Source organism: Streptococcus sp. HMSC073A12 (assembly GCF_001812815.1).
GTDB lineage: Bacteria > Bacillota > Bacilli > Lactobacillales > Streptococcaceae > Streptococcus > Streptococcus vaginalis.
Genome location: NZ_KV810569.1, coordinates 18,070 through 37,628, shown reverse-complemented (window position 1 = coordinate 37,628; position 19,559 = coordinate 18,070). Strand labels below are relative to the sequence as shown.

The following is a 19,559-nucleotide window of genomic DNA, read 5'->3' as shown; positions in this document are numbered from 1 at the left end:
TTAGCGAGTTTATTTACCCTTGACTTTTAAAAAGCGAATGGTTGTTGCTCCCTGCAAGGGTTTGGCTCCGCAGGACGCAAGCACCCTTTAGGGTGTATAATTGCGCCCTTGTAACCAAGGGACAATTATGTTATTTCTTCTTTAGATGATTTTTCTACACTATCATCTATTCTTTCTTCTAAAATTCCCATTATGTTTAATCTTATTTCTTCACCATTTAATGATTTCATTAGTTTATAAAATTCATCTTTTGTTAAACCAATACTTTCTTCAAAAATACTTTCTAACACTGCTCCTTTTTCTATAAGTCTTTTGTTTCTTGCTTTTCTTTCTTGTTCATTAAGTTTTTTCTTCAACTGTCTTTTTTGATTTTGTAATTGCTTAATGCTTTCTTCTTTCTTTTCAATCTGTTCTTCAATACTTAATCTTTTACTTGTCATAATGTGTCCTTTCTTACAATAAAAAAAACGACTAGATTTTTATTTCTAATCGTTTTTAATTCAAACACAATGAATTTCTCTATTGCAATTTTCTTTTATTTTTTCAATATATTTCTCCATATAATCCCAATCGGGATTACCATGAACATCTACTGGTAGTTTTATCTTTTCTTTCTTTAACAAATCGGGAAATAGTCCATAACTATAAGAATATTTATCAGTCAATGTGTCTAAACACGATACTAAAAATAGACATGCTTTCTCACTCAAATGTCTTGTATCAATATAATAAATATCTCTTCCAGATACAAAGTTTTCTTTTTGATAAAAGAATGATGCATTCTCTGCACCAAATGATATAACTCCCTTAGGGCTAGGAGTCATTTTTTTAGTTTCAGTAACTCTATATTTTATACCATTATTAAATTTTGTTCTTACTACATAAGGAATACCGTTCTCATCTTCAACGACTTCTCTTGCATGAAGCACGTCAGGCTTTTTAATATTTTCAAATAAATCACCAACTATAAACTCTTTCCATTTTGAAGTATCAACCTTATTTAATTTTGCATTATTTAAATAGCTTGTAAGATTGCTTGTACTCTCTCTCTGGTTTCAAGCCTTTTCATTGCTTCTTCCATGAAATTCCAATCTGGTGTTTCATCGTCTAATGCTGGTAAAAGTATATTTTCTTTTTTTATACTATCACTAGATCCCATATCGTTATATTGGTACTTTATCTTTAAACTTTCTCTTATTACAGAAGCAATAAATAACCCGTTAAATTTATTTAGATTGTCATTATATAAAAGCATTATTGATGACCCTCCACCACCTCTTCCCAAAAAATCTTTTGGTTGGTAAAATGTACTACCATCAACTGGACTTACTGTTATACAATTTCCTTTATCTAAATCTTCATCATCAATAGGCTCTCTGTAACTATCGACACCATTATTATAATTTCCAGAAGATACAAAAGGTATCTCTCCCTCATTATATTTTTTTACACTTCTTGATTTAGGTCTTTTTACAGTAAATAACTTCTCTATTTCAAAAGGTTTCCAATCATCAATCTTTATTTTCTTCATTTTCTCCACCTACATCTAGCATGAGTTTACCATCTTTATATTCTGATTTATACAAAACTTGATTTAAAAGTTTTTCATTAAATTCTTTTACGTCAATTTTTTCTTCAAAGAGTATAAAGTCTATAATGGTCTTTTTAAAATCTTCTTCATATATTTCAAAAGGTTTCTGTGGTTTTTGATATGATAAATATTCTTTTGAATCTATCCATTGGTGTGTGTTATATTTTGTATCTACTTTTGTTCTTGCAACTTCTAGCCAATATTTTTCTATTTCTTTCCACTTATTTTTTATATCATGCCTACCTTGATTTTTAACTCTTTCAAGTCCATCATCTTCCATATAGCAAGCAAATATTTTTTTATCTTTTTGTGGTTTTCCAGTTTCAAAAACAAATACACTTGTTGTTACTCCTGCATCAAAAAGTTTTTCTGGTAATTTTATAATCATATCAAGAGTGTGTTTTTTCAGTAATGAGTGCATTCTATCTTTTTCTAGTTTCTTATCTGGTAAAATAAATGCACATTTAATACCAGCAGGTACATTATCCAATACATTTGTAACTATTTTTTTGCAACCATATTTTCTCTCATATGGTGGATTCATCAATACTTTTGTTATGTTTTTAGATTTGATCCATTTACAAGCTTCTTTTTCCCTTGTATCAAATTGTTCCAAATTTGTCTTGCCATCTTTGTGAATAAGCATATTAGCACAAGCTAGGGCGAAAATTTCTCTATCAAACTCGATACCATAAAGTTTATTTTGTTTTATATCTTCTGCTTCTTTTGTATTTACTCCACCAACTTCTTTTATCATATTTGCCATTGCTTTTACTAAAAACGCTCCGCTGCCTGCACAATGATCTAAAATTTTCAATTCTAACAAGTCTTTTTCAGTATTTTTAACTTCATAAAAACCTCTTTGGCAATAATGCCTAATTCTTCTTTAGTTGTTAAAATTTTTTATTTTACCATCATCGTTCCCCTGATTTTCAATTAATCTTCTTAGGTTATATAAGAAGTACATATCTTTTTAATCTTAAAGTTTTTAAGTCTTAATTTTAAAATTTTCAATCTTAGATATTATTTAAATCATTCCAAAATGCTCTAAAGCATCTTCGATTGCTTTTTCTTTTTCTTCTGGGCAATTTGGCACTCTTTGATTTTCTTTCTTACTAAAATTATAATTTTCTCTCTCTATTAGACCATGTTTCCTTTTTATTTGTGCAATATATAGGCTTGAAACTTTTAGTACGTATTTATCTAACACATACTTTTTAATTTCTCCATAAGTTGCGTCTTTTGAAAAGTCAATTTCAGATAATTCATCTTCCCCTATTTCTATATCTAAATGATGTTCTGTATTTAGTTTGGACAACAGAGCTACCGTCTCAACATGCCCTGAAGTTCCAAAGTTCCGTAACTTTTTATGATTAATTATACTGAAAGCAATTTGATATAATTCTTGTTTATTCATTTTCTTCTCCAATATTATTTAGCTTAATAATACGTTATTCTTTTTTCAAAACACTAAGTTATTCAGTTCACCATCAAGAACTTTTATAGTTTCATTTCTTTCCTTATCCTCTTGATTGTCATATAAAAGTTGTTCAATAAACTCCCATATATCTTCTAGTTTACGTCTAATATGATAGAATAACAAAGCATCCGTATTGATTAAAAAATCTTTGTGTAATTTCAGGTATATGTTCATAAATACATCATAATATGGCTTATCAACAAAAAACATGAGATCAGCTTTTACTGGAGCCAATTTCAAGCCTTCCCAGTCAATTAGAACTAACTGCTCATCCCGTTGCATCAAGTTCCAATTATGAATATCTGTATGGCATAGGGCCATTTTAGGATTACTTCGTCTTAGAATCTCCGACAGTCCTTCAACTCTGTCAATAGATTGTTCAAGGGGTTTTATGTGTGCCCCAAGCAAGCATTTTAAGTCCATGGGAAGACTGGCGCATTCTTTACGCAATACTTGTTTTAGCTGTTTCAGAAATGGCAAGCTAAAATCTTCCCTAATTAGTTGCACATATACCTACTATATCAATAAATTTTGAGTTATCATTGACTATATTAGTTGCTATTATCAGAATAGTCGTCGATAACTATATTTTCGTGCAAATATGCAAATAAGTAAAATGATAATTATGTTATATCATAATAATTGAAAATAATAGAATGCATTTTTCAATGTAATAAGATTAAGCGTTCTCTTAAAGTTAGAGAACGCTTAATTATTTTTAATTTATTGAAATAATTTGTAACTATTGAAAACAGACAAAAATTGTTCATTGGATAATTTATCAAGATCAGTAACATTCGCATGCTTCAGCACCTGTCTTAATTGATTTTTAGTAAAAAGAACATGATATTCCCTGTTTACCCATTTATAAACGAAAAATCTATACTTTTTGTAGTCCTTCTTTAAAATAAATGGTTTATGCCTTTCAAGTACAATCAATACAGAATCTACATTAGGCTTAGGGTGAAAATATGCTCGTGGCACTTTTTTAAGAATTTTTATATCCATTTCCACCATTAACAGCAAACCTAAAGCTCGTTGGGTATTTTGCAACCTTTTAGCAAATCCCCTCTCTACAATAAGGTAGCTATATTTCGCTTGACTATCAAAAGCAATCTTTTTTACAATATCAGTACTAATATTGTAGGGAATATTACCAAATATTTTATAGTCTGTATTTTTAGGAAAGCTAAACTTCAAAATATCCTCATGAATAACTTTTATATTCTGAAAAGGTTCAACTGCTTTTTTCGTGGCATGACATAAACCTTCATCAATCTCTATAGCATTCACCCGTTGACTCATTTCCACAAGTTCCTTGGTAAAATGTCCTTTTCCTGACCCAATTTCTATTATTTTATCTTGTTTATTGATATTCGTATATTTTAATATTTCCTTTACATGCTTTTTAGATGTAATGAAATTTTGCGTATTTTTCGGGTTTTTCTGTTTCATTATAACCTTCTCCTTGCCGGTTATAATGAACTAATCTTAAGAGCTCATTATAACCAATTATTTTTGGTTTGGTTGATAATGAAATCTCTCATTAACAAATATAGAAAACATACCCATACCTTTACCTCCTTTAATTTTTTTCATTATAAATGAGATAAAGTAATATCTACTACTGCAATACATGTACACATATTTAACTCCTCCTTATGCAACTGATTATATCACTTTTAATTTCTCTATTCAATAAAGTTCTGTGCTAATCTACCTCACCCTATGGATTTTTAATCCCGAAACATCAAATGTCATCTGTCAAATGCCCTATTTAAAAGGGTCAAAAAACGGTATTTTTTAGCCTGTTTTTGACCCAATTTTCGTACTCAAACCACTACATGTTGTGGTTGACTCCTATTATTCCTTGTCCAAACCACAATACGTCATCAGAATTGCTGCTTCAACGTGTGTCGAGTTGCCTTGATAGCTATCAAAACTGCATTCTCAACCCCTAAGGTTATGGGGAACATATCCACGCTCGTAGATGGAAACATATCAAAGATTGGCTCTCGTTTGTAGAACATATCGACTGTAATTATTTCATTTTCAAGCCTTTATCGATAGCTTCCTGAATAATCTTATGACAACAAACTCCCAACGGATTGTTTTCTTTACAATTAGAATTTTTCATTGCCCCAGTGATGGCATTTACTTCTTTTACGGATTTCGCGCCATGCTTTACAACTGCTTCAATTACCTGATTTTCTGTGACTTCGCTACAATAACAAGCATACTTAGGATCTGCATCTTTCTTAAACCAGATAGGAACTCTAACTTGGTCTTTCAAGAATTTTATTTCATTATCTAAGTTATAGTAAACAACGTCGCAGTCCTCGTTCATGCAAATCTTATATTGATCTCCGTTAACAGCATTACGATAATCATCTACCACTAGATGTTCAACAGTTACTTTACTAACGGAAATCCCTTCATTATTACATACAGGACAATTGTCTTTAATTTGATCCGGCTTTTCTGTTTTGCATCCACAACAACATTCATTATTAATCTTCATATTCTTAGCCTCCATATTTTCATTATAATTTCTTTTTTAAACTAGGTAAAACCAATTTCATATACTTGTCATTTATTAATAGCGTCAAACATTTTAGCTGGTGTTAATTTACTTAGCTCCCTGTTGTCAGCCAACGCACGTGTAGCTTTTTTGTGTATAAACACATCAGCGTCATGTTACCCATTGCTCGGCATTCTTCTAATGAACCCAAATACATGGAATGGCAACCCTTTTTTAGACAATTTATAACCGAACATTATCAAGCTTGAAAGTTTCTTTAGATTATAAAATATATTCTCAGACAATCAAGGGTAAAGGCTTCGCCCAAATTTCGTTGAAATTTGCCCTTGACAGTCTGTTCATATATTTTATTTAATTTATGAAACTTCCAGAGCTTTTTATTCTGCTTTTCTATATTCTACTGGTGTTTTATATCCTAAAGATCCATGAATTCTTAGGTTATTATACCAATATACGTATTCTGCTAATTTTAGATTAAGTTCTTGGAAATTAGTAAAGTTCTCCTGATATATGAATTCTGTCTTCATTACTTTATTGACTGCTTCGCTTACTGCGTTATCATATGGGCTTCCTTTTTTACTTAGCGATCTTTTTATCCCAAATACCTTTAATATTTCTTCTATTTTTATATTTTTAAATTCTCTTCCTCTGTCTGTGTGAAATATTTTTATACGATTTAGTGGCTGCCTTATTGAGTAAAATGCTTCTGCTACTAGATTTGCATCTTTGTTTTTACCTGATGAGTATCCTATTATTTCACGGCTGTTTAAGTCTATTATTAAACATATATAATTCCATGTTTTTCCTACTCTTACATATGTTAGGTCGCTTACTATTGCTTCTAAATAGTCTCTATTGTCAAATTATCTATTTAAAAGGTTAGGGATGTCTTCTTCGTTGCATTTGGATCTTATTACTTTATATTGTGCTACTGTATAGTTTGAGATTAGGCCATTTTTCTTCATTATTCGGCCTATTTTTCTTCTCGATATTTTATATCCAATTTTCCCTAGTTCTTTTTTTATTTTGCGTGTTCCATAGTTGTTTCTACTTCTTCTGAATATTTCTTTTATTTCTTCTATTAGTTTTTCATCTTCATCTAATTTCACATCTTTTTCTTTGTTCAAATGATAATAGACTAAACTTCTTGTGACCCCAAGTAGTCTACACATTGCACTAATGTTATATTTATCTCGGTTCGAGATAATGAGGTCTATTTTTTGCCTAACAGTAGTGCAGCTTGCTTTAAAATATCATTCTCCATTTCAACCTGTTTCAATTTTTTACGAAGTCTGATTATCTCTTTTTGTTTCGCATCCACATTATCAAAATGGTTACTCTAAGCAGCACACCAACTATTTATTTTTTGAGTTTTAAACTTTGGTAGAAGTCTTGAACTCTTTATATTTACATAACTATTTGCCTCTATCACTATTATGACACGAAACCCGCAAGTAGCGTCAAGTAAACGGTCGTTATAAGTTATCTCTAGTAAATCGTACATAAATGAAGTGATATGCTCTGGGGTAAATACTTGACCACTTTCAGACTTTTTCTTGTATCTATTAAATTCATTAAAGAAAATGCCCATTACATCTTCGCCGTTCCAGTTATCTGAGTTTATGGACTCTGCGATTTCTATGATACAGTCAATAAATGTATTTATATCATCTTGATTTTCTACAATGTTCATTTTTATTTCACTGTACACCTCAAGCAAAATATCTATTTTAAGATTTTGTTTTCTATGATCTTGAAGTGATTTTGCTAAAGTATCATATATTTTATTTCTAAATGGTTCATATCCATTATCTTTTATTGCTTCAAGATTGCCGCCAAACCTTTCTACTACCAAGGCTGAAGCTGTAAATATCATTCTATGATATAAATTCTTAATTCCGAATTTAAAGTGTAGTAAATCATTTATTCTTTTTGTTAGAGTGAAAATTTTGTTTTTATCTATATAATTTTCTTTAAACAAATCAATATAGTATTGCTTGTGTTGAAGTTTATTAGCTACTCTTATGAGTTCCTTGTTTTTATATATAGCGATTTCTTTGCCATTGTACAAAATTCCAACAGTTTTTTTATATTTGCTTGAAATTATGTCTATATTTTTCATTAGCTCATCAATAAAAATTTGTTTGCTAATATCTCTTTCTTCTGATTTTGTTTCAAGGATTATTGCTACATCATTCATGTTTTTAGGTAAATACCAACCATCTGGCTTATCTGAATATCCTTTAAACCCTAATTGATTAAAAGTAGTTATTTGACCAGTCCCTTGATCAACATTTTCTTCAGCTTCATCAAAGCCTAATACTAATTTCGCATAATCCCTGACTTGATCTTCTGTCCTTAAACTCATTTTCTAATCCTCTTCACTAAAATTGTCTTCAAAACTAATAATATCATTAGGGGTGCAAGATAGAGCCTTACATATTCTTTCTAAATTCTTAAATGTAATTGGTTTATCCTTGCCCATTTGTGCCATAACATTTGTTGTAAGTCCTGCCATAGCTATTACATCAGTTTTCTTTAAACCTTTTTTTGCTAACTGTATCCATAATGGTTTATAGTTAAGTGCCATAATATCCCTCTTTTTCTGTTCATTAGATTTATTTAATTATAGCATAAATATTGATTTCATTCAATCTTACATTGATTTAGTGTTTTGTTTTAGAGAATTTGTTGTGTTATTCCGTCCTTATTTTGCCATAAATTGCTTGATACCTTGAGATTTTGCACCCGGATTGTCATTGCCATATCCTTCCATCAGGTTGATAACACCCCATGCTCCAAGTCCTGCACCTACTGCCATTACCAAAATCTTTAATACATTAACTGCCTGTGTAAAAAATTCCATAATTTATTCCTCCTCGCTTTCTTCTTTCTTTTCAATCTTGTTATATGACTTCACTACAAAGTTTTTGTAAGTCTTTCCCTCTTTTTCACGCTTCTTAAAGTAACCAAAGATATGAATCAAATCGCCTTTTTCAAAGTCCTTTGCTTTCTCCGATTTTTCTCCATAGGCTGCACAGTTGATATACTCCTTGCCTTTCCCGTACTTTTTTACAAGCGTGAAGTTTGCAACCTCAACAGTTTCTCCCTCTTTGTCAAAACTTGAGAAAGTGGGCTCTTCCAATAAATTGGCATTGATGTTAATCATTTCTTGCTTCATTAAATATTTCTCCTTTTCTTTTCAATAAAAAAGCGACTGGAGTTTTTTCTTTTCCAATCGCTGATGCTCATCCTATTTACTTTTTTCTTAGTGGGACTTCGTATTCTTATCATCTTACCTCCTGACTTTGAGTAATAAAAAAGCAGCAAATCTATGTTTTTTAGACTTACTGCACTCTTGTAATAACTGTTTCTCTATTTAATTTTGCTTTCCCTTTTCGCTTCATATAGCTTTCTATATCAAACAAGTTTTTCTTGTCATAGTCCTCAAGCAGCTTATAGTTCTTATGCTTTGTAATATCGAATTTATCCGATAGAAAAGGTCTGACTCCACGAAGCTGAAAAATACATTTACCGCCGTCCATGACTGTAATTTCATCTTGGCTCATAAGTTCCTTACCTGTCTTTTGATAATTAAGTCCAAAACTCTTTTGATTGCTCCTTGTTTCCGATGTGTTATATAAATCTATCGTTTCTTTTCCCAGTGTTTCGGAAAGTTCCTTTAATGTGGTCTTTTCCTTACCACCAAGAAACAAGGTACTATCACAGTTGCCCACAATTGTGTCAGCATTATCTTTATAGATTGCCTTTAGCTGAGATTGTGCTTGAAGAATTATACTCGCTGATATTTCTCTGGAACGGATTGTCGCTATTAGCTTCTCAAACTTTGGAATTAAGCCAATGTTTGCAAACTCATCAAGTAGGAATCTTACATGAACAGGTAATCTTCCTCCATACACATCATCTGCCTTATCACATAGCAAGTTAAATAGCTGAGAATACATAATAGATACCACAAAGTTAAAAGTATCATCTGTATCGGAGATGATAACAAAGAGTGCTGTCTTTCTATCTCCCATTGTATCAAGCTCAAGTTCATCTTCACTCATTAGTTCTCTAAGCTCTCTTATGTCAAAAGGGGCAAGTCTTGCTCCACAAGATATTAGAATAGACTTGGCAGTTTTTCCTGTAACAACTTGTCAAGGACTTTCTAATCATTTTTATCGCCTTTTTGATGTTTTTCCATCTCTATTTCTCTAAGCATGATGCGTTTTAATTTGTCTTGCATGGTTTCCGTTGCATTTTCATTAAAGTGGACAACAACCTCATAGGTTACTTTCCCAATTTTCTTTATCGTCTTTGTTCCTGTATTCTGTTCATTTTTATTTTCTTGCATATAGTTTTCCTCCTGTTTGTTGCAATTAAAAAAGACGATAGATTTTTACTTCTACCGCCTTGCTTAAAGCTCATATAACTGTCTATTCTGTTATCTGCATATTAAATTTTCAAATTCTTATTGTTTAACATTCCACCAAACATTGTATGATACATATCCTTAGAGGATTCTTCTATCTTGGTAATACTTGATATTTTATTTCCTGCGTCCTTTGATGAAGCTCCGCAAAGATAAAAGGCTTCATTTTCTGTTCCATAGTCTATTGCAATATATCTATCGTGATATTTTTTGCCTGCAACCTTCATTTTTAAGTTGATATTTGGATAATCTCTTCTAAAATCATTTAGGATGTTTTTTGTAAGCATATCTTTATTTTTCACATTGTCGCTAAAGACTATAATTTCAACATTGTCTTTTGCAGCTCTTAATAATTCTAAGGTTTTCAAGCCTATATAGTTATCTATTACATAAATGCTTTTCTTTGCTGACTTATATATTTTTGTATAGGCAACATCCGCTTCAATCTTATCTCCATTCATCAAAAGGAAATGCTTGTAAGTGTCCGGATCGATAAAATTATCCATTACTTTTTTCAAATCTTCTTTAGTAGCCATTTGAGATTTTATTTCTGCAATATCATTTGTGTTTTGGTTGGTTTGAATAGCTATTTGGACTAATTCTTTTGAACCGATAAAATCTTGATTTTCAATAATGAAGTCTTTCATCTGCTTAAATGTTCTAATTAAGGCTCTGCTTTGCCTAATCGCAAGTTCTCCCCTTAATACAGTCATAAGCATATAAATACCTTGTTCCGTAAAGGCATTTGGTAGGTACCTTGAGCCGCCCCAACTTGAGGTGAAATTTTTGCACCTCAAGTTTTCAAACTCATTCTCGGTCAATTGAAACATAAAATCTTCGCCTTCAAACTTTTCAATATTATTTTTTACCTGTCTATTAAAGTTTTTAGTTTCATAACCATATATTTCAGCTAAATCTGTATCAAGCATTACTTTTTGTCCACGAATGAAATATATTTTTTCTTGTATAGTTTTATCATCTACAATAACTATCTCTTTATTTTCATCTGCCATGAAATGCACCTCCAAAATTATCTAAATATCTTTTCCAATCCGCCACGCACTGCGTAGCTTTTTGAAATAAGTCTCATATCTTTTTATATTTTTCTACTCCACCTTCAGCTTTTCCGATGTGTTCTACATTTTTCACAAGTCCCTTATTTACATTTTCATAAAACCATCTGCCAATCAAAGCCGGCGGTGTTGCTATTAACTCTCGTAAAACAAATTCTTTGTCTTTCGGCAAAAAGCTTATTTTATTTAGTAAGGTATTATATAAGTCAACATAACTTGTATTTTCTTGTAAACTGCTACACTTACAATATTCACTAATACTTGGGTAATTACCCTCTATAACTTTTTTAGTTAAAATTTTCAGTTCTTCATCGTTTACTGTAAATTGAATTCGCATTTATATATCCTCTCTTTATAACTGAGTTTATTATCATATCACTGTCATTTTATCATAAATACGATGATTTTTCCATACTGCAATTTTAAGCCCTCACATGATGTTTTCACACTTAGCTATATTCTGATACCTCTTTTACCATTAACGCTCTAAAAAAGCCTCTCCACCGTCTTATATGAGATTATAAATGTTCTCCCTTGTCATAATCTTCAAGGGTATATACTGTTGATTTACTGCACTCCTTTAATTTCCCTTTATCTTGTTCATACCAATGAATTAAGGTCGCATAATGGTCTTTGTAGTTTCTTCCTGTGCTTTGCATATAAGTCGAAAGCTTTTCTATCATTTTCTCCCTATGACCTTGCATTTTATCCTTTAACTTTCCATATTCTTCATCTGTTAAGGAAACATTTTTATATTCTCCGTAAAAAACGGGGGATATTTTTTCTATCTCCCCCTCTTTTTCTAACTCTATATCTATTTCTTTCTCTATATCTCCGTTGCAATTTTGTTGCAAAAGGTTGCAATGTGTTGCATTAGTGTTGCATTGCAACGCTTTTTGTCCTCTCGATTTTCTCGAACGCCTTGTAGACGCTGTTTCTGAACCTATAAGACTTGGGATTTCTGTTAAAAAATACTCGTCATTTTCTGTGATTATCTCCATCAATCCTTGTGCCATAAGATAGTTCACTGTAACCATTACATCATCTTCTGTTTCATCAATCGTTAAGGCAAGCTCTTTGATAAAGTCTGTTTCTACTCCGTCATAATACAGTTTTCCACTATCTTTTAGGCTAAGCAAAAGCAATTTGAGGTAAATGATTGTATAGGTATCTCCTCCTGATATTCTTCTTAGTCTTTTTATTCTCTTGTCTGTAAAAAAATCTTCTTTCAGCTTTAACCAATAGTATCTTCTGTTATCTGCCATTTTTCTCTCCTTTCGTTCCTCTTATGCACCGAAACAGTGCGTCTGCTTATCTTATTTACGATGTTATCCCATTTTGGGACTTCATCTTTCCTCATTCCTGTAATAGTTCTTTGTCTTTTCCTTTCGTTTTTCGTAGGCTTCTTGTTGCTCCTGATATTTCTTAATCTGTGCAATGACACTTTGTTTTTCTCCTCTCTTGATTGCCTTGTCAATCTCAATGGATAAATCTATTCCATAATCCTCATTGACTGTCTTGACGGCATACTTGATATGGTTAATACTTTCGTATTCCTCTTTGATTGATTGAGATTGTCTGTTGAGTTTCGATATTTCATCTTCAAGGCTTTGGATTTCTTTTTTCCAGTCTTTAGACTTAATCGCCGATGAGCCTGTTATCTTTTCAAGAATTGCCCTTGCTCTTTTATATTTATCTATCTCATCTTTATGGGAATTGTAAAAGCTGTCTTTGAATAGGGATTTACTGTTCCATTCCTCAAAGACTTTTTTGTTATCCTTGATGATGTCCACATAGGCAAAGCATTTATTTAAGTTTTCTATTCTTGTGGTTTTCGCCTTAATGTCTTGACTAACCTTCTTATTTTGGGATTGTAATGTGCTTATCTTTTCTTGTAGGTCGGCTATGGTTTTAAGATTGTTATCTTTCAGATATATTCTTGCTTTGGAAAATCGTCTTAGGTCTGCACCTATCTTTTTGTTGCTTGCATAGGGATTTAACTTTCTTGCTTTTTCTCCCTGTAAGTCATAATAAATACTGATGTACTCATAGAGATTAAAGAGTTCCGCCTTGTTCTCATATTCTTCTTTTTTCTCCTGTTTGTATTCATCATATTTTACTTGCAGACTTCCAAGTAACGAGCCTATCCAAGATGTAAGTTTGGATAGCTCCTCTTTTAATTTTCTAAATTCTAAATTCAAGGCGATGATTTTTCTGTTTTGGTTTCCTCTCTCTGTCTGTATGCCTTTTTTCTCCATCTGATAACTGCTTGTGCCTAAATGAATTTGCGGGAGTTCTTCTCTGCCTTGTTCTTTAAAGGTGCGTGGATCTATCCTTTTATTTATGTTGTTCCTTGCCAAGTATTCGTTTGCTTTCTTTGAAAAGTTTTCTCTCCACTCTTTTGCTTTGTCAGGTTTGTTCCAATCGTTCAAATTTACTTTTCTTGATTTATAGTTTCCGCTTTTTAGTTTTATCTTTCCTCCGTTTTCATCAAGGATATATTCTTTTCTGCATTTCGGTTTCCAATTCCCTTTTTCGTCTATTTCTCTAAGGGTAAGTAGGATATGGGCGTGTGGTTGTTCTTCATGATCGCTTGCCATAGGATTATGAATATTACAGTCTGCTATCATACCTTTAGAAGTAAAGTTTTCTTCTATAAATTCGCTGATTAATTTTATTCTGTCCTGTTCATTTAATTCTCTTGGAAGTGTAAAGAGCAGATTTCTTGCAAGTTGTGAATTTTTACTTTTCTCTATTTTTTCAACACTATTCCATAGGTATTCTCTGTTTGAAAACTCTTTCGGGATATGTTCCGGCAGAAATATTTTTGAGAATACAAGGTCTTCTTTTTTAGAATAGTCATGTGTTTTTCCATAGTATTCATCTTGTAATTTATCTCTTGCATTGTATGCAGCTTTTGCAATCACGCTATGCCCTTTTGACCTTGCCACAATATCTACATGGGTATGCAAACTTTTGATTTCCATTGTCTTTTCCTCCTTTATCTGTTTTCAATTTTGGGATTTTACTATCCTAATGTTCAGGTCGTATCTTCGCTCCCTTTTTCAAAGGGCGCAAAGATACACCGTTTGACTACGGTGCTTTGCGTTCCTGCGGAAAGCTTATAGCTCCGCTAAGGAAACAAAAACGCTAAAGCATTTTTATTTGTTCAAGGGAGCTACTCCCCCTTAGACCCCTGTGAACTTTGCTTTTTGTAGATTTTTCAAATCCACAAAAAAGCAAAGTGTTAAAATGTTTCTCACTTTGCTCTATCTTAGTTTCTAATACATTTTTGTCTTTTCTTATTCTTCCTCTGTCAGTTCTTCAAAATCATCATTTGCATTTTCCTCTTTAAGATTTGAATTTTCTTCTAAGTAGATTTCTTTTTCTTTTAAATGAATTTCTGTAAGTTCTTTTAGCTTTTCTCTATTTCGATTATCGGAAAGTACATAATCTAAAAAGGCATAGATTAAATCATTATCTGTATTTTCTTCTGCTCCGGTTATCTGTTTTTCAAATTTCTCAAACACGCCTCCTTTTTCTACTTTTCGTTTCGTGTCCGCCTTTCTTTTTAGCTGTGATTTCTTTTGTCTTAGTTGCTTGATTTTGTTTTCCGCCTGTTCTTTTTTCTTAGTTTCTTTTTCCAACTGGCTCATTACATTTTCTAACTCTTTCATTTTTCATTCCTCCATTTCAATATTGTTGTGTTCCAAACAAAGAAAGGCTAAGCACCTTTCTTTGATACTTAACCTTTCCCATCTCTTTAGAATTTATCTTCTAAAAGTTTTCTTAGTTTTTCTAAAATCCTATCCCTCCTTTTCCCAATTGCTTGATAGCTTACTTTTTCTTTTTTGCCAATCGACCTGAGACTTTCTTCTTTGTAGAAAATGGCTTCTATCAGCTCTCTTTCTTTTTTTGTGAGTGTAGCTAATGCCTTGTTTAATTCTTCGATCTGCATTTTGACCTCTACAATTTTTTCTAAGTCTATTCTTTCATCTATGATGTTATCTACAAAGTGTCCGTCATAATCCATTGCTGAAAATGGAATCACGTCATACTTCCAATCCTTTCTCTGAAGATATTTTTCATGCTCGGTTATCTTCCAATAGGCTTTATATACTTCTTCACTTACAGGTACAGCTTTCCCTCTAACATAGATGTGATATTCTTTTTTACCCATTGTGCTATCCTCCTTTTTCTGCTCTCTGTTTTTGCTTTTTGAGAATAAAAAAGGAGGACTTCTACACTTTGGCGTAAAATGTCCTCTTAGGTTAAAAACTAATACTTTATATGATTTTCTACTTTGTTGGTTTTGATAAAATGATATTACTATGTGTAAGCAATTACAAACATAAAAAAGGATAAATATATCTTATGCTAATAACAGAATTTGATGTTCCCATTATTTATCCTTCCATAAAACTTATATAAATCAAATCTTTCTCCCTTCTTAGATTAGTTTTTCCATGCTAATCATTTATTTTTAGTTGCAACATATTCTTCAAACATCTTGATTATCTCAGTATCCGAAAATCCTAACTCATATAGTTTTTCCAACAACATTTTTGTTAGTGTATTCGAATACTGATTTCTTAACTCAATTATTTTCTGATCACTTTCAATAACAAAATATCCTTTACTTCCACGACTAACAATTAGTCCCTGTTTCTCAAGAACTTTTAAAGCTTTTTGAACTGTTGCAGGATTACATACCTCCCTCTGTACTAAAGCCCTTATAGGTGGCATCTGTTGTCCCGGAGCATAATCTCCTCTTAAAATAGTCGCTCTTAACACTGATGCAATTTGTAAATATGGATATATTTTCATTCGTTTTTATTTTTCCTTCCTCGTACAAATTTCCAATATGCAGAGTATGGAATAACTGTAGCGAATAGAAGATAATATTTATTAGCAAACATATCAGGGGTTCCTTTTGTATTGAAATGAACAGGAATTTTCTCTGGAAGAAATATGCAAATAATAAATATTACAAACATCATTCCTATCAGCACTAATACATCTTTCAAAAATCTTTTTTTCATGGCAAATCTCCTTTCTATTTGTCAATAGCTTTCTATTTTCCTAAAATTTATCTAACCACCTTATAACTTCTACAAATGTATCCCTATTAATTGAATAATAGATATAATTTTTATATCTACTGTCGGTAATTAATTTACTCTTTTTTAATAAAGATAGATGATAAGATATAGTTGCTTTTTCTAATTTAAAATGACTTGCTATTTCTCCAGCAGTTAAATTTTTATTAGAAATAATTAATAAAATATCCATTCTAATGGGATTTGATAGGGAATCAAATATACTAACTAAATCTATCATCTTTTATTCCTGAAATATTGCAAATAAACTTAATATTGAAATAAACACCATTATATCTTTTAATAATTTTTTTCATAGAACATCTCCTCCTTAAACTAAAAATTTAATCTACAAGTTTTTATATAAACGCCACCCGCAATAACGAGCAAAATAAGTGCTACTCCCAATAATGTAGGTACTATAGAAAAATGCAAAAACCAATGGAAAAGAATTGGTATAACTAATGCAGCCATTCCAATAATTGCAGATACAATAACAGGCATACTCTGTTTTACTATCATCATCTCACTTTCCCATTCAAAGTTGGGAAATTTTTTATTCAAAGAAATTCCAATCACTGTTATAAAAACGGAATAACAAATAGGAACAATTATTAAACTGATGGTTTGAATAATTTCCATATCAAGCTTTAGCAAAAATATAAACACAGAAACAATATATCCAATTAAATGAAGCGTAAGATTTACTGCAATCTTAGAATTTAAAATCGTTTTTACCCTAATAGGAGAACTTTGCAAAATCCAAACATTTTTACCTTCTAAAGATATGGAAAATGCTGCCGGACAACTAAGTAAAAACATTGAAGCAATACACATCGGAGCAAAATTTGAAAGATATTCATTAACATTTTCGATTCCCGAATATTCCCCTATTTGTTGTAAAGAATTAAAAAGAAGAAATATGCTGAAAACACATAAAAGTATTACACCAAGACCTGCATTCAATACTGCCATATATGAATTTAGAAACAGTCCCATTTCTTTTTTATATAGGGCAAAAAATACTGATTTTCTATTATTCGAATTTTTGTTGTCAGAATATCTTGTTGTTGTTTTAGCAAGAGTATTAAGCAACCCATACTTCAATGAAACCACTTTGGCAAATATATAAAAAAATACTATTGAAAGAACAATAAATAATCCTACTCCAATGTAAATTGGAAAATTATAGTATTCCATAAATAGCTTAGATAACGGGTACAATCCGGTAATTTGCTTAGAAAGCATAATCCCAATACTATTTTCATTACCTGATTTCATAGCTGACACTGCAATATATCCAATTATCCCTATCATTGCAAATGAAAAAATTAAAGCAATAACATTTTTTCTCTTAAAGAAAGATGAAGCAACAACAATAATGATTCCCATACATGCTGCTATACACATAGGTATCAACGGAACAAAAATTATGGAAGTAAAATACAATATAATCTGTAATGCATTTAAACTTCCGTTTACCACCCAAACAATTCCCCCCGGAAGCATAAACATCAATCCTATTAAAAAATTCAATAAATACATAAACATAAACTTGCTGCTTATAATATCCGAACTTTTTACAGGCAATGACAAAAGATTTTCCATATCACGACTGCCAAATAAAATCCCATTCGAATAAAATATTGTCAAAAATAATATTGCAAAGCTTGATACCGATACCATATATGCCGGTATCAACTCCTGCTGTCCCAGTTGTACCAATGTTTTGGCTGTTATGATATTATAAACAAAGAAAAATATAGCAAGAGTTATTATTCCAAAACTTGCAATAACAATTGAACTTTGTTTTTTATTTCCCGGCTCTTTCATTTCGTTGATCGGAAAGAAATTTATCAATTGTGCTCTAATTAGTATCCAAATTTTGCTCATTATCCTGCACCTCCATGAAAAAAGTTTCCAAAGATTTATTGCCTTTGACTTCTTCTGTATTTCCGCTCGCAATTAACTTTCCATTTTTTATAATTGCAATTTTATTACATAATTTTTCTGCAACATCCAATACATGTGTTGAAAAGAAAATAGCTCCTCCATCTGATACGCATTCGTGCATTATTTTCTTTAGTAGAAAAGTTGCTTTCGGATCAAGTCCAACAAAAGGTTCATCTAAAATTAGTAACTTTGGAGAATGCACCAGTGCAGAAATAATCGCCGTTCTTTGCTTCATGCCATGTGAATACGAAGATATCATTCCCGAAAGATGTTTCGTCATTTCAAATAAATCGCCGTATCTCTGAATTCTTTCTCTGCGTATTTCAGTAGAAACTTCAAATAAATCAGCAATAAAATTGATGTACTGAAATCCTGTCAGATGTTCATATAAATCCGGATTATCCGGAATGTATGCCATTATTTTCTTACAAATAACAGGCTCTTCTTTAATAGAATGCCCGTCAATCGTTATACTTCCATTCTCAAAATCATGAATTCCAACTACCGCTTTTATCGTTGTAGTTTTTCCGGCTCCATTTGCACCAATGAATCCATAAATATCTCCAGACTGTACTGAAATGGATAAGTTTTCAACAGCCTTTTTGTTCCCATAGAATTTACTAAAATTCTTTATCTCTAACATAATTTCCACCTCCATTGACAATTTGTCAGTTATTCCTTGAAATAAAACCGATAACTTGTGTATCAGTAGCTATCGGCAAATTATTCTCCTTGCAAACATTCTATTCTTTTTTAATTACTAAAGAGCTTTTTCGTATTTAAGCTTTGTTCAAGCATTATCTTAAATGCATTTAAGTAGTTATCAACAGGTTCTTCCTTTAAATATCTTATACTTATGTTATTTGAAACAAAAACATAAGCTGTCATAAGCAACTCTGCTGTTTCTAATGGATATTTTACAGAAAAAACTCTTTCCATTATTCCTTGATTTATAATCTTTTCAAAATATATTGTCAGTTTTTCAACAAGCTTATGGGATAACTTATCTATCATATATTGATTTTCTTTAAGGTCAATTGTTTTTTGTAGCACTGTACCCTCTGCTGAAATATTTTCTGAAGATATAATTGTGACATCTATAAAAGATCTGATTTTTTCTATGGCAGTTTTATCTTCATCATAAGCAATAATATAAATATCTTTCAGTAGTCTATCTGAATATTGTTCTACAAGACAATATAAGATATCCTCTTTATTCTTAAAGTGATAATATAACAACCCTCTTGATATATTTACTTTATCAACTATATCCTGAGTTGTTGTATTAGTATATCCTTTCTCCATAAAGAGTATCATTGCAGCATCCATAATCTCTGCACGTCGTATTTCAGGTTCTTTTACATCTCTCATTTTATACCTCCTATT

24 protein-coding genes and 4 pseudogenes are annotated in these 19,559 nt (G+C 31.3%); all 28 read right to left on the bottom strand.

The features are described from left to right. Window positions 1–125 precede the first annotated feature (125 nt). The 28 genes and pseudogenes from HMPREF2876_RS09385 to HMPREF2876_RS09250 all read right to left on the bottom strand — a co-directional run bounded on the left by HMPREF2876_RS09385 (window position 126) and on the right by HMPREF2876_RS09250 (window position 19,544). Window positions 126–440 carry a DUF3847 domain-containing protein gene (locus HMPREF2876_RS09385; protein ID WP_004825302.1) on the bottom strand — a complete coding sequence of 105 codons (315 nt, stop codon included), beginning with the start codon at window positions 438–440 and terminating at the stop codon, window positions 126–128. Window positions 441–500: 60 nt separating this feature from the next. Further along, window positions 501–974: pseudogene (locus HMPREF2876_RS10750) on the bottom strand (restriction endonuclease subunit S); the annotation flags it as partial. Window positions 975–1,015: 41 nt separating this feature from the next. Further along, window positions 1,016–1,531: a restriction endonuclease subunit S gene (locus tag HMPREF2876_RS10745; RefSeq protein ID WP_070584756.1), complete on the bottom strand. Its 516-nt coding sequence runs from the start codon at window positions 1,529–1,531 to the stop codon at window positions 1,016–1,018. Further along, a complete protein-coding gene (locus HMPREF2876_RS09370; RefSeq protein WP_207778512.1) occupies window positions 1,512–2,417 on the bottom strand; it encodes an HsdM family class I SAM-dependent methyltransferase in 906 nt (301 codons plus the stop codon). Before HMPREF2876_RS09370 ends, HMPREF2876_RS10745 begins: the two co-directional genes overlap by 20 nt. 201 nt (window positions 2,418–2,618) lie before the next feature. Further along, window positions 2,619–3,008, bottom strand: coding sequence for a hypothetical protein (locus tag HMPREF2876_RS09365; RefSeq protein WP_001041172.1), 390 nt, complete (start codon window positions 3,006–3,008; stop codon window positions 2,619–2,621). 45 nt (window positions 3,009–3,053) lie between these two features. Next, window positions 3,054–3,578, bottom strand: a complete 525-nt coding sequence (locus HMPREF2876_RS09360; RefSeq protein ID WP_001176020.1) for a phosphotransferase — start codon at window positions 3,576–3,578, stop codon at window positions 3,054–3,056. Between the two features lie 216 nt (window positions 3,579–3,794). After that, window positions 3,795–4,526 carry a 23S rRNA (adenine(2058)-N(6))-methyltransferase Erm(A) gene (gene erm(A), locus HMPREF2876_RS09355; RefSeq protein WP_000810833.1) on the bottom strand — a complete coding sequence of 244 codons (732 nt, stop codon included), beginning with the start codon at window positions 4,524–4,526 and terminating at the stop codon, window positions 3,795–3,797. A gap of 57 nt (window positions 4,527–4,583) precedes the next feature. Further along, window positions 4,584–4,637, bottom strand: coding sequence for an erythromycin resistance leader peptide (locus HMPREF2876_RS11155; RefSeq protein ID WP_350225099.1), 54 nt, complete (start codon window positions 4,635–4,637; stop codon window positions 4,584–4,586). 475 nt (window positions 4,638–5,112) lie between these two features. Beyond that, the gene (locus HMPREF2876_RS09350) at window positions 5,113–5,592 is read right to left on the bottom strand and encodes a Csac_0668 family 2Fe-2S cluster-binding (seleno)protein (RefSeq protein WP_000700631.1); all 480 of its coding nucleotides are present in this window, start codon (window positions 5,590–5,592) and stop codon (window positions 5,113–5,115) included. 398 nt (window positions 5,593–5,990) lie between these two features. Further along, window positions 5,991–6,940, bottom strand: a pseudogene (locus HMPREF2876_RS11020) (IS3 family transposase); the annotation flags it as partial. Between the two features lie 12 nt (window positions 6,941–6,952). After that, window positions 6,953–7,204: an N-6 DNA methylase gene (locus HMPREF2876_RS11095; protein WP_204964914.1), complete on the bottom strand. Its 252-nt coding sequence runs from the start codon at window positions 7,202–7,204 to the stop codon at window positions 6,953–6,955. A 780-nt stretch (window positions 7,205–7,984) separates the two neighbouring features. Continuing rightward, a complete protein-coding gene (locus tag HMPREF2876_RS09335) occupies window positions 7,985–8,203 on the bottom strand; it encodes a helix-turn-helix domain-containing protein (RefSeq protein ID WP_004825248.1) in 219 nt (72 codons plus the stop codon). Window positions 8,204–8,326: 123 nt separating this feature from the next. After that, window positions 8,327–8,479: pseudogene (locus tag HMPREF2876_RS09330) on the bottom strand (Maff2 family mobile element protein); the annotation flags it as partial. 3 nt (window positions 8,480–8,482) lie between these two features. Then, a complete protein-coding gene (locus tag HMPREF2876_RS09325; RefSeq protein ID WP_070584754.1) occupies window positions 8,483–8,794 on the bottom strand; it encodes a single-stranded DNA-binding protein in 312 nt (103 codons plus the stop codon). 166 nt (window positions 8,795–8,960) lie between these two features. Then, window positions 8,961–9,773: pseudogene (locus HMPREF2876_RS09315) on the bottom strand (VirD4-like conjugal transfer protein, CD1115 family); the annotation flags it as partial. Window positions 9,774–9,784: 11 nt separating this feature from the next. After that, the gene (locus HMPREF2876_RS09310; RefSeq protein WP_070584746.1) at window positions 9,785–9,970 is read right to left on the bottom strand and encodes a transposon-encoded TnpW family protein; all 186 of its coding nucleotides are present in this window, start codon (window positions 9,968–9,970) and stop codon (window positions 9,785–9,787) included. A 101-nt stretch (window positions 9,971–10,071) separates the two neighbouring features. Next, complete coding sequence (locus HMPREF2876_RS09305; protein WP_070584744.1) at window positions 10,072–11,061, bottom strand: ORF6N domain-containing protein; 990 nt, start codon at window positions 11,059–11,061, stop codon at window positions 10,072–10,074. A gap of 73 nt (window positions 11,062–11,134) precedes the next feature. Further along, entirely contained in the window at window positions 11,135–11,458 is a 324-nt protein-coding gene (locus HMPREF2876_RS09300) for a hypothetical protein (protein ID WP_028078916.1), read from the bottom strand. Window positions 11,459–11,639: 181 nt separating this feature from the next. Continuing rightward, a complete protein-coding gene (locus HMPREF2876_RS09295; protein WP_002838507.1) occupies window positions 11,640–12,386 on the bottom strand; it encodes a phage replisome organizer N-terminal domain-containing protein in 747 nt (248 codons plus the stop codon). An 81-nt stretch (window positions 12,387–12,467) separates the two neighbouring features. Further along, entirely contained in the window at window positions 12,468–14,108 is a 1,641-nt protein-coding gene (gene mobQ / locus HMPREF2876_RS09290) for a MobQ family relaxase (RefSeq protein ID WP_070584742.1), read from the bottom strand. Window positions 14,109–14,423: 315 nt separating this feature from the next. Beyond that, complete coding sequence (locus tag HMPREF2876_RS09285) at window positions 14,424–14,798, bottom strand: hypothetical protein (RefSeq protein WP_002838497.1); 375 nt, start codon at window positions 14,796–14,798, stop codon at window positions 14,424–14,426. 86 nt (window positions 14,799–14,884) lie between these two features. Continuing rightward, window positions 14,885–15,301 carry a sigma factor-like helix-turn-helix DNA-binding protein gene (locus HMPREF2876_RS09280; RefSeq protein WP_002838528.1) on the bottom strand — a complete coding sequence of 139 codons (417 nt, stop codon included), beginning with the start codon at window positions 15,299–15,301 and terminating at the stop codon, window positions 14,885–14,887. Window positions 15,302–15,594: 293 nt separating this feature from the next. After that, complete coding sequence (locus tag HMPREF2876_RS09275; RefSeq protein ID WP_070584740.1) at window positions 15,595–15,948, bottom strand: GntR family transcriptional regulator; 354 nt, start codon at window positions 15,946–15,948, stop codon at window positions 15,595–15,597. After that, window positions 15,945–16,163, bottom strand: coding sequence for a DUF1648 domain-containing protein (locus tag HMPREF2876_RS09270; protein WP_070584738.1), 219 nt, complete (start codon window positions 16,161–16,163; stop codon window positions 15,945–15,947). The genes HMPREF2876_RS09275 and HMPREF2876_RS09270 overlap by 4 nt, the downstream gene beginning before the upstream one ends. A 40-nt stretch (window positions 16,164–16,203) precedes the next feature. Continuing rightward, window positions 16,204–16,461: a metalloregulator ArsR/SmtB family transcription factor gene (locus HMPREF2876_RS09265; RefSeq protein WP_036764702.1), complete on the bottom strand. Its 258-nt coding sequence runs from the start codon at window positions 16,459–16,461 to the stop codon at window positions 16,204–16,206. A gap of 95 nt (window positions 16,462–16,556) precedes the next feature. Then, window positions 16,557–18,113: a hypothetical protein gene (locus HMPREF2876_RS09260; protein ID WP_070584736.1), complete on the bottom strand. Its 1,557-nt coding sequence runs from the start codon at window positions 18,111–18,113 to the stop codon at window positions 16,557–16,559. Next, complete coding sequence (locus HMPREF2876_RS09255; protein WP_000889773.1) at window positions 18,088–18,816, bottom strand: ABC transporter ATP-binding protein; 729 nt, start codon at window positions 18,814–18,816, stop codon at window positions 18,088–18,090. Before HMPREF2876_RS09255 ends, HMPREF2876_RS09260 begins: the two co-directional genes overlap by 26 nt. Before the next feature lie 110 nt (window positions 18,817–18,926). Next, complete coding sequence (locus HMPREF2876_RS09250) at window positions 18,927–19,544, bottom strand: TetR/AcrR family transcriptional regulator (RefSeq protein ID WP_002838505.1); 618 nt, start codon at window positions 19,542–19,544, stop codon at window positions 18,927–18,929. Window positions 19,545–19,559 lie beyond the last annotated feature (15 nt).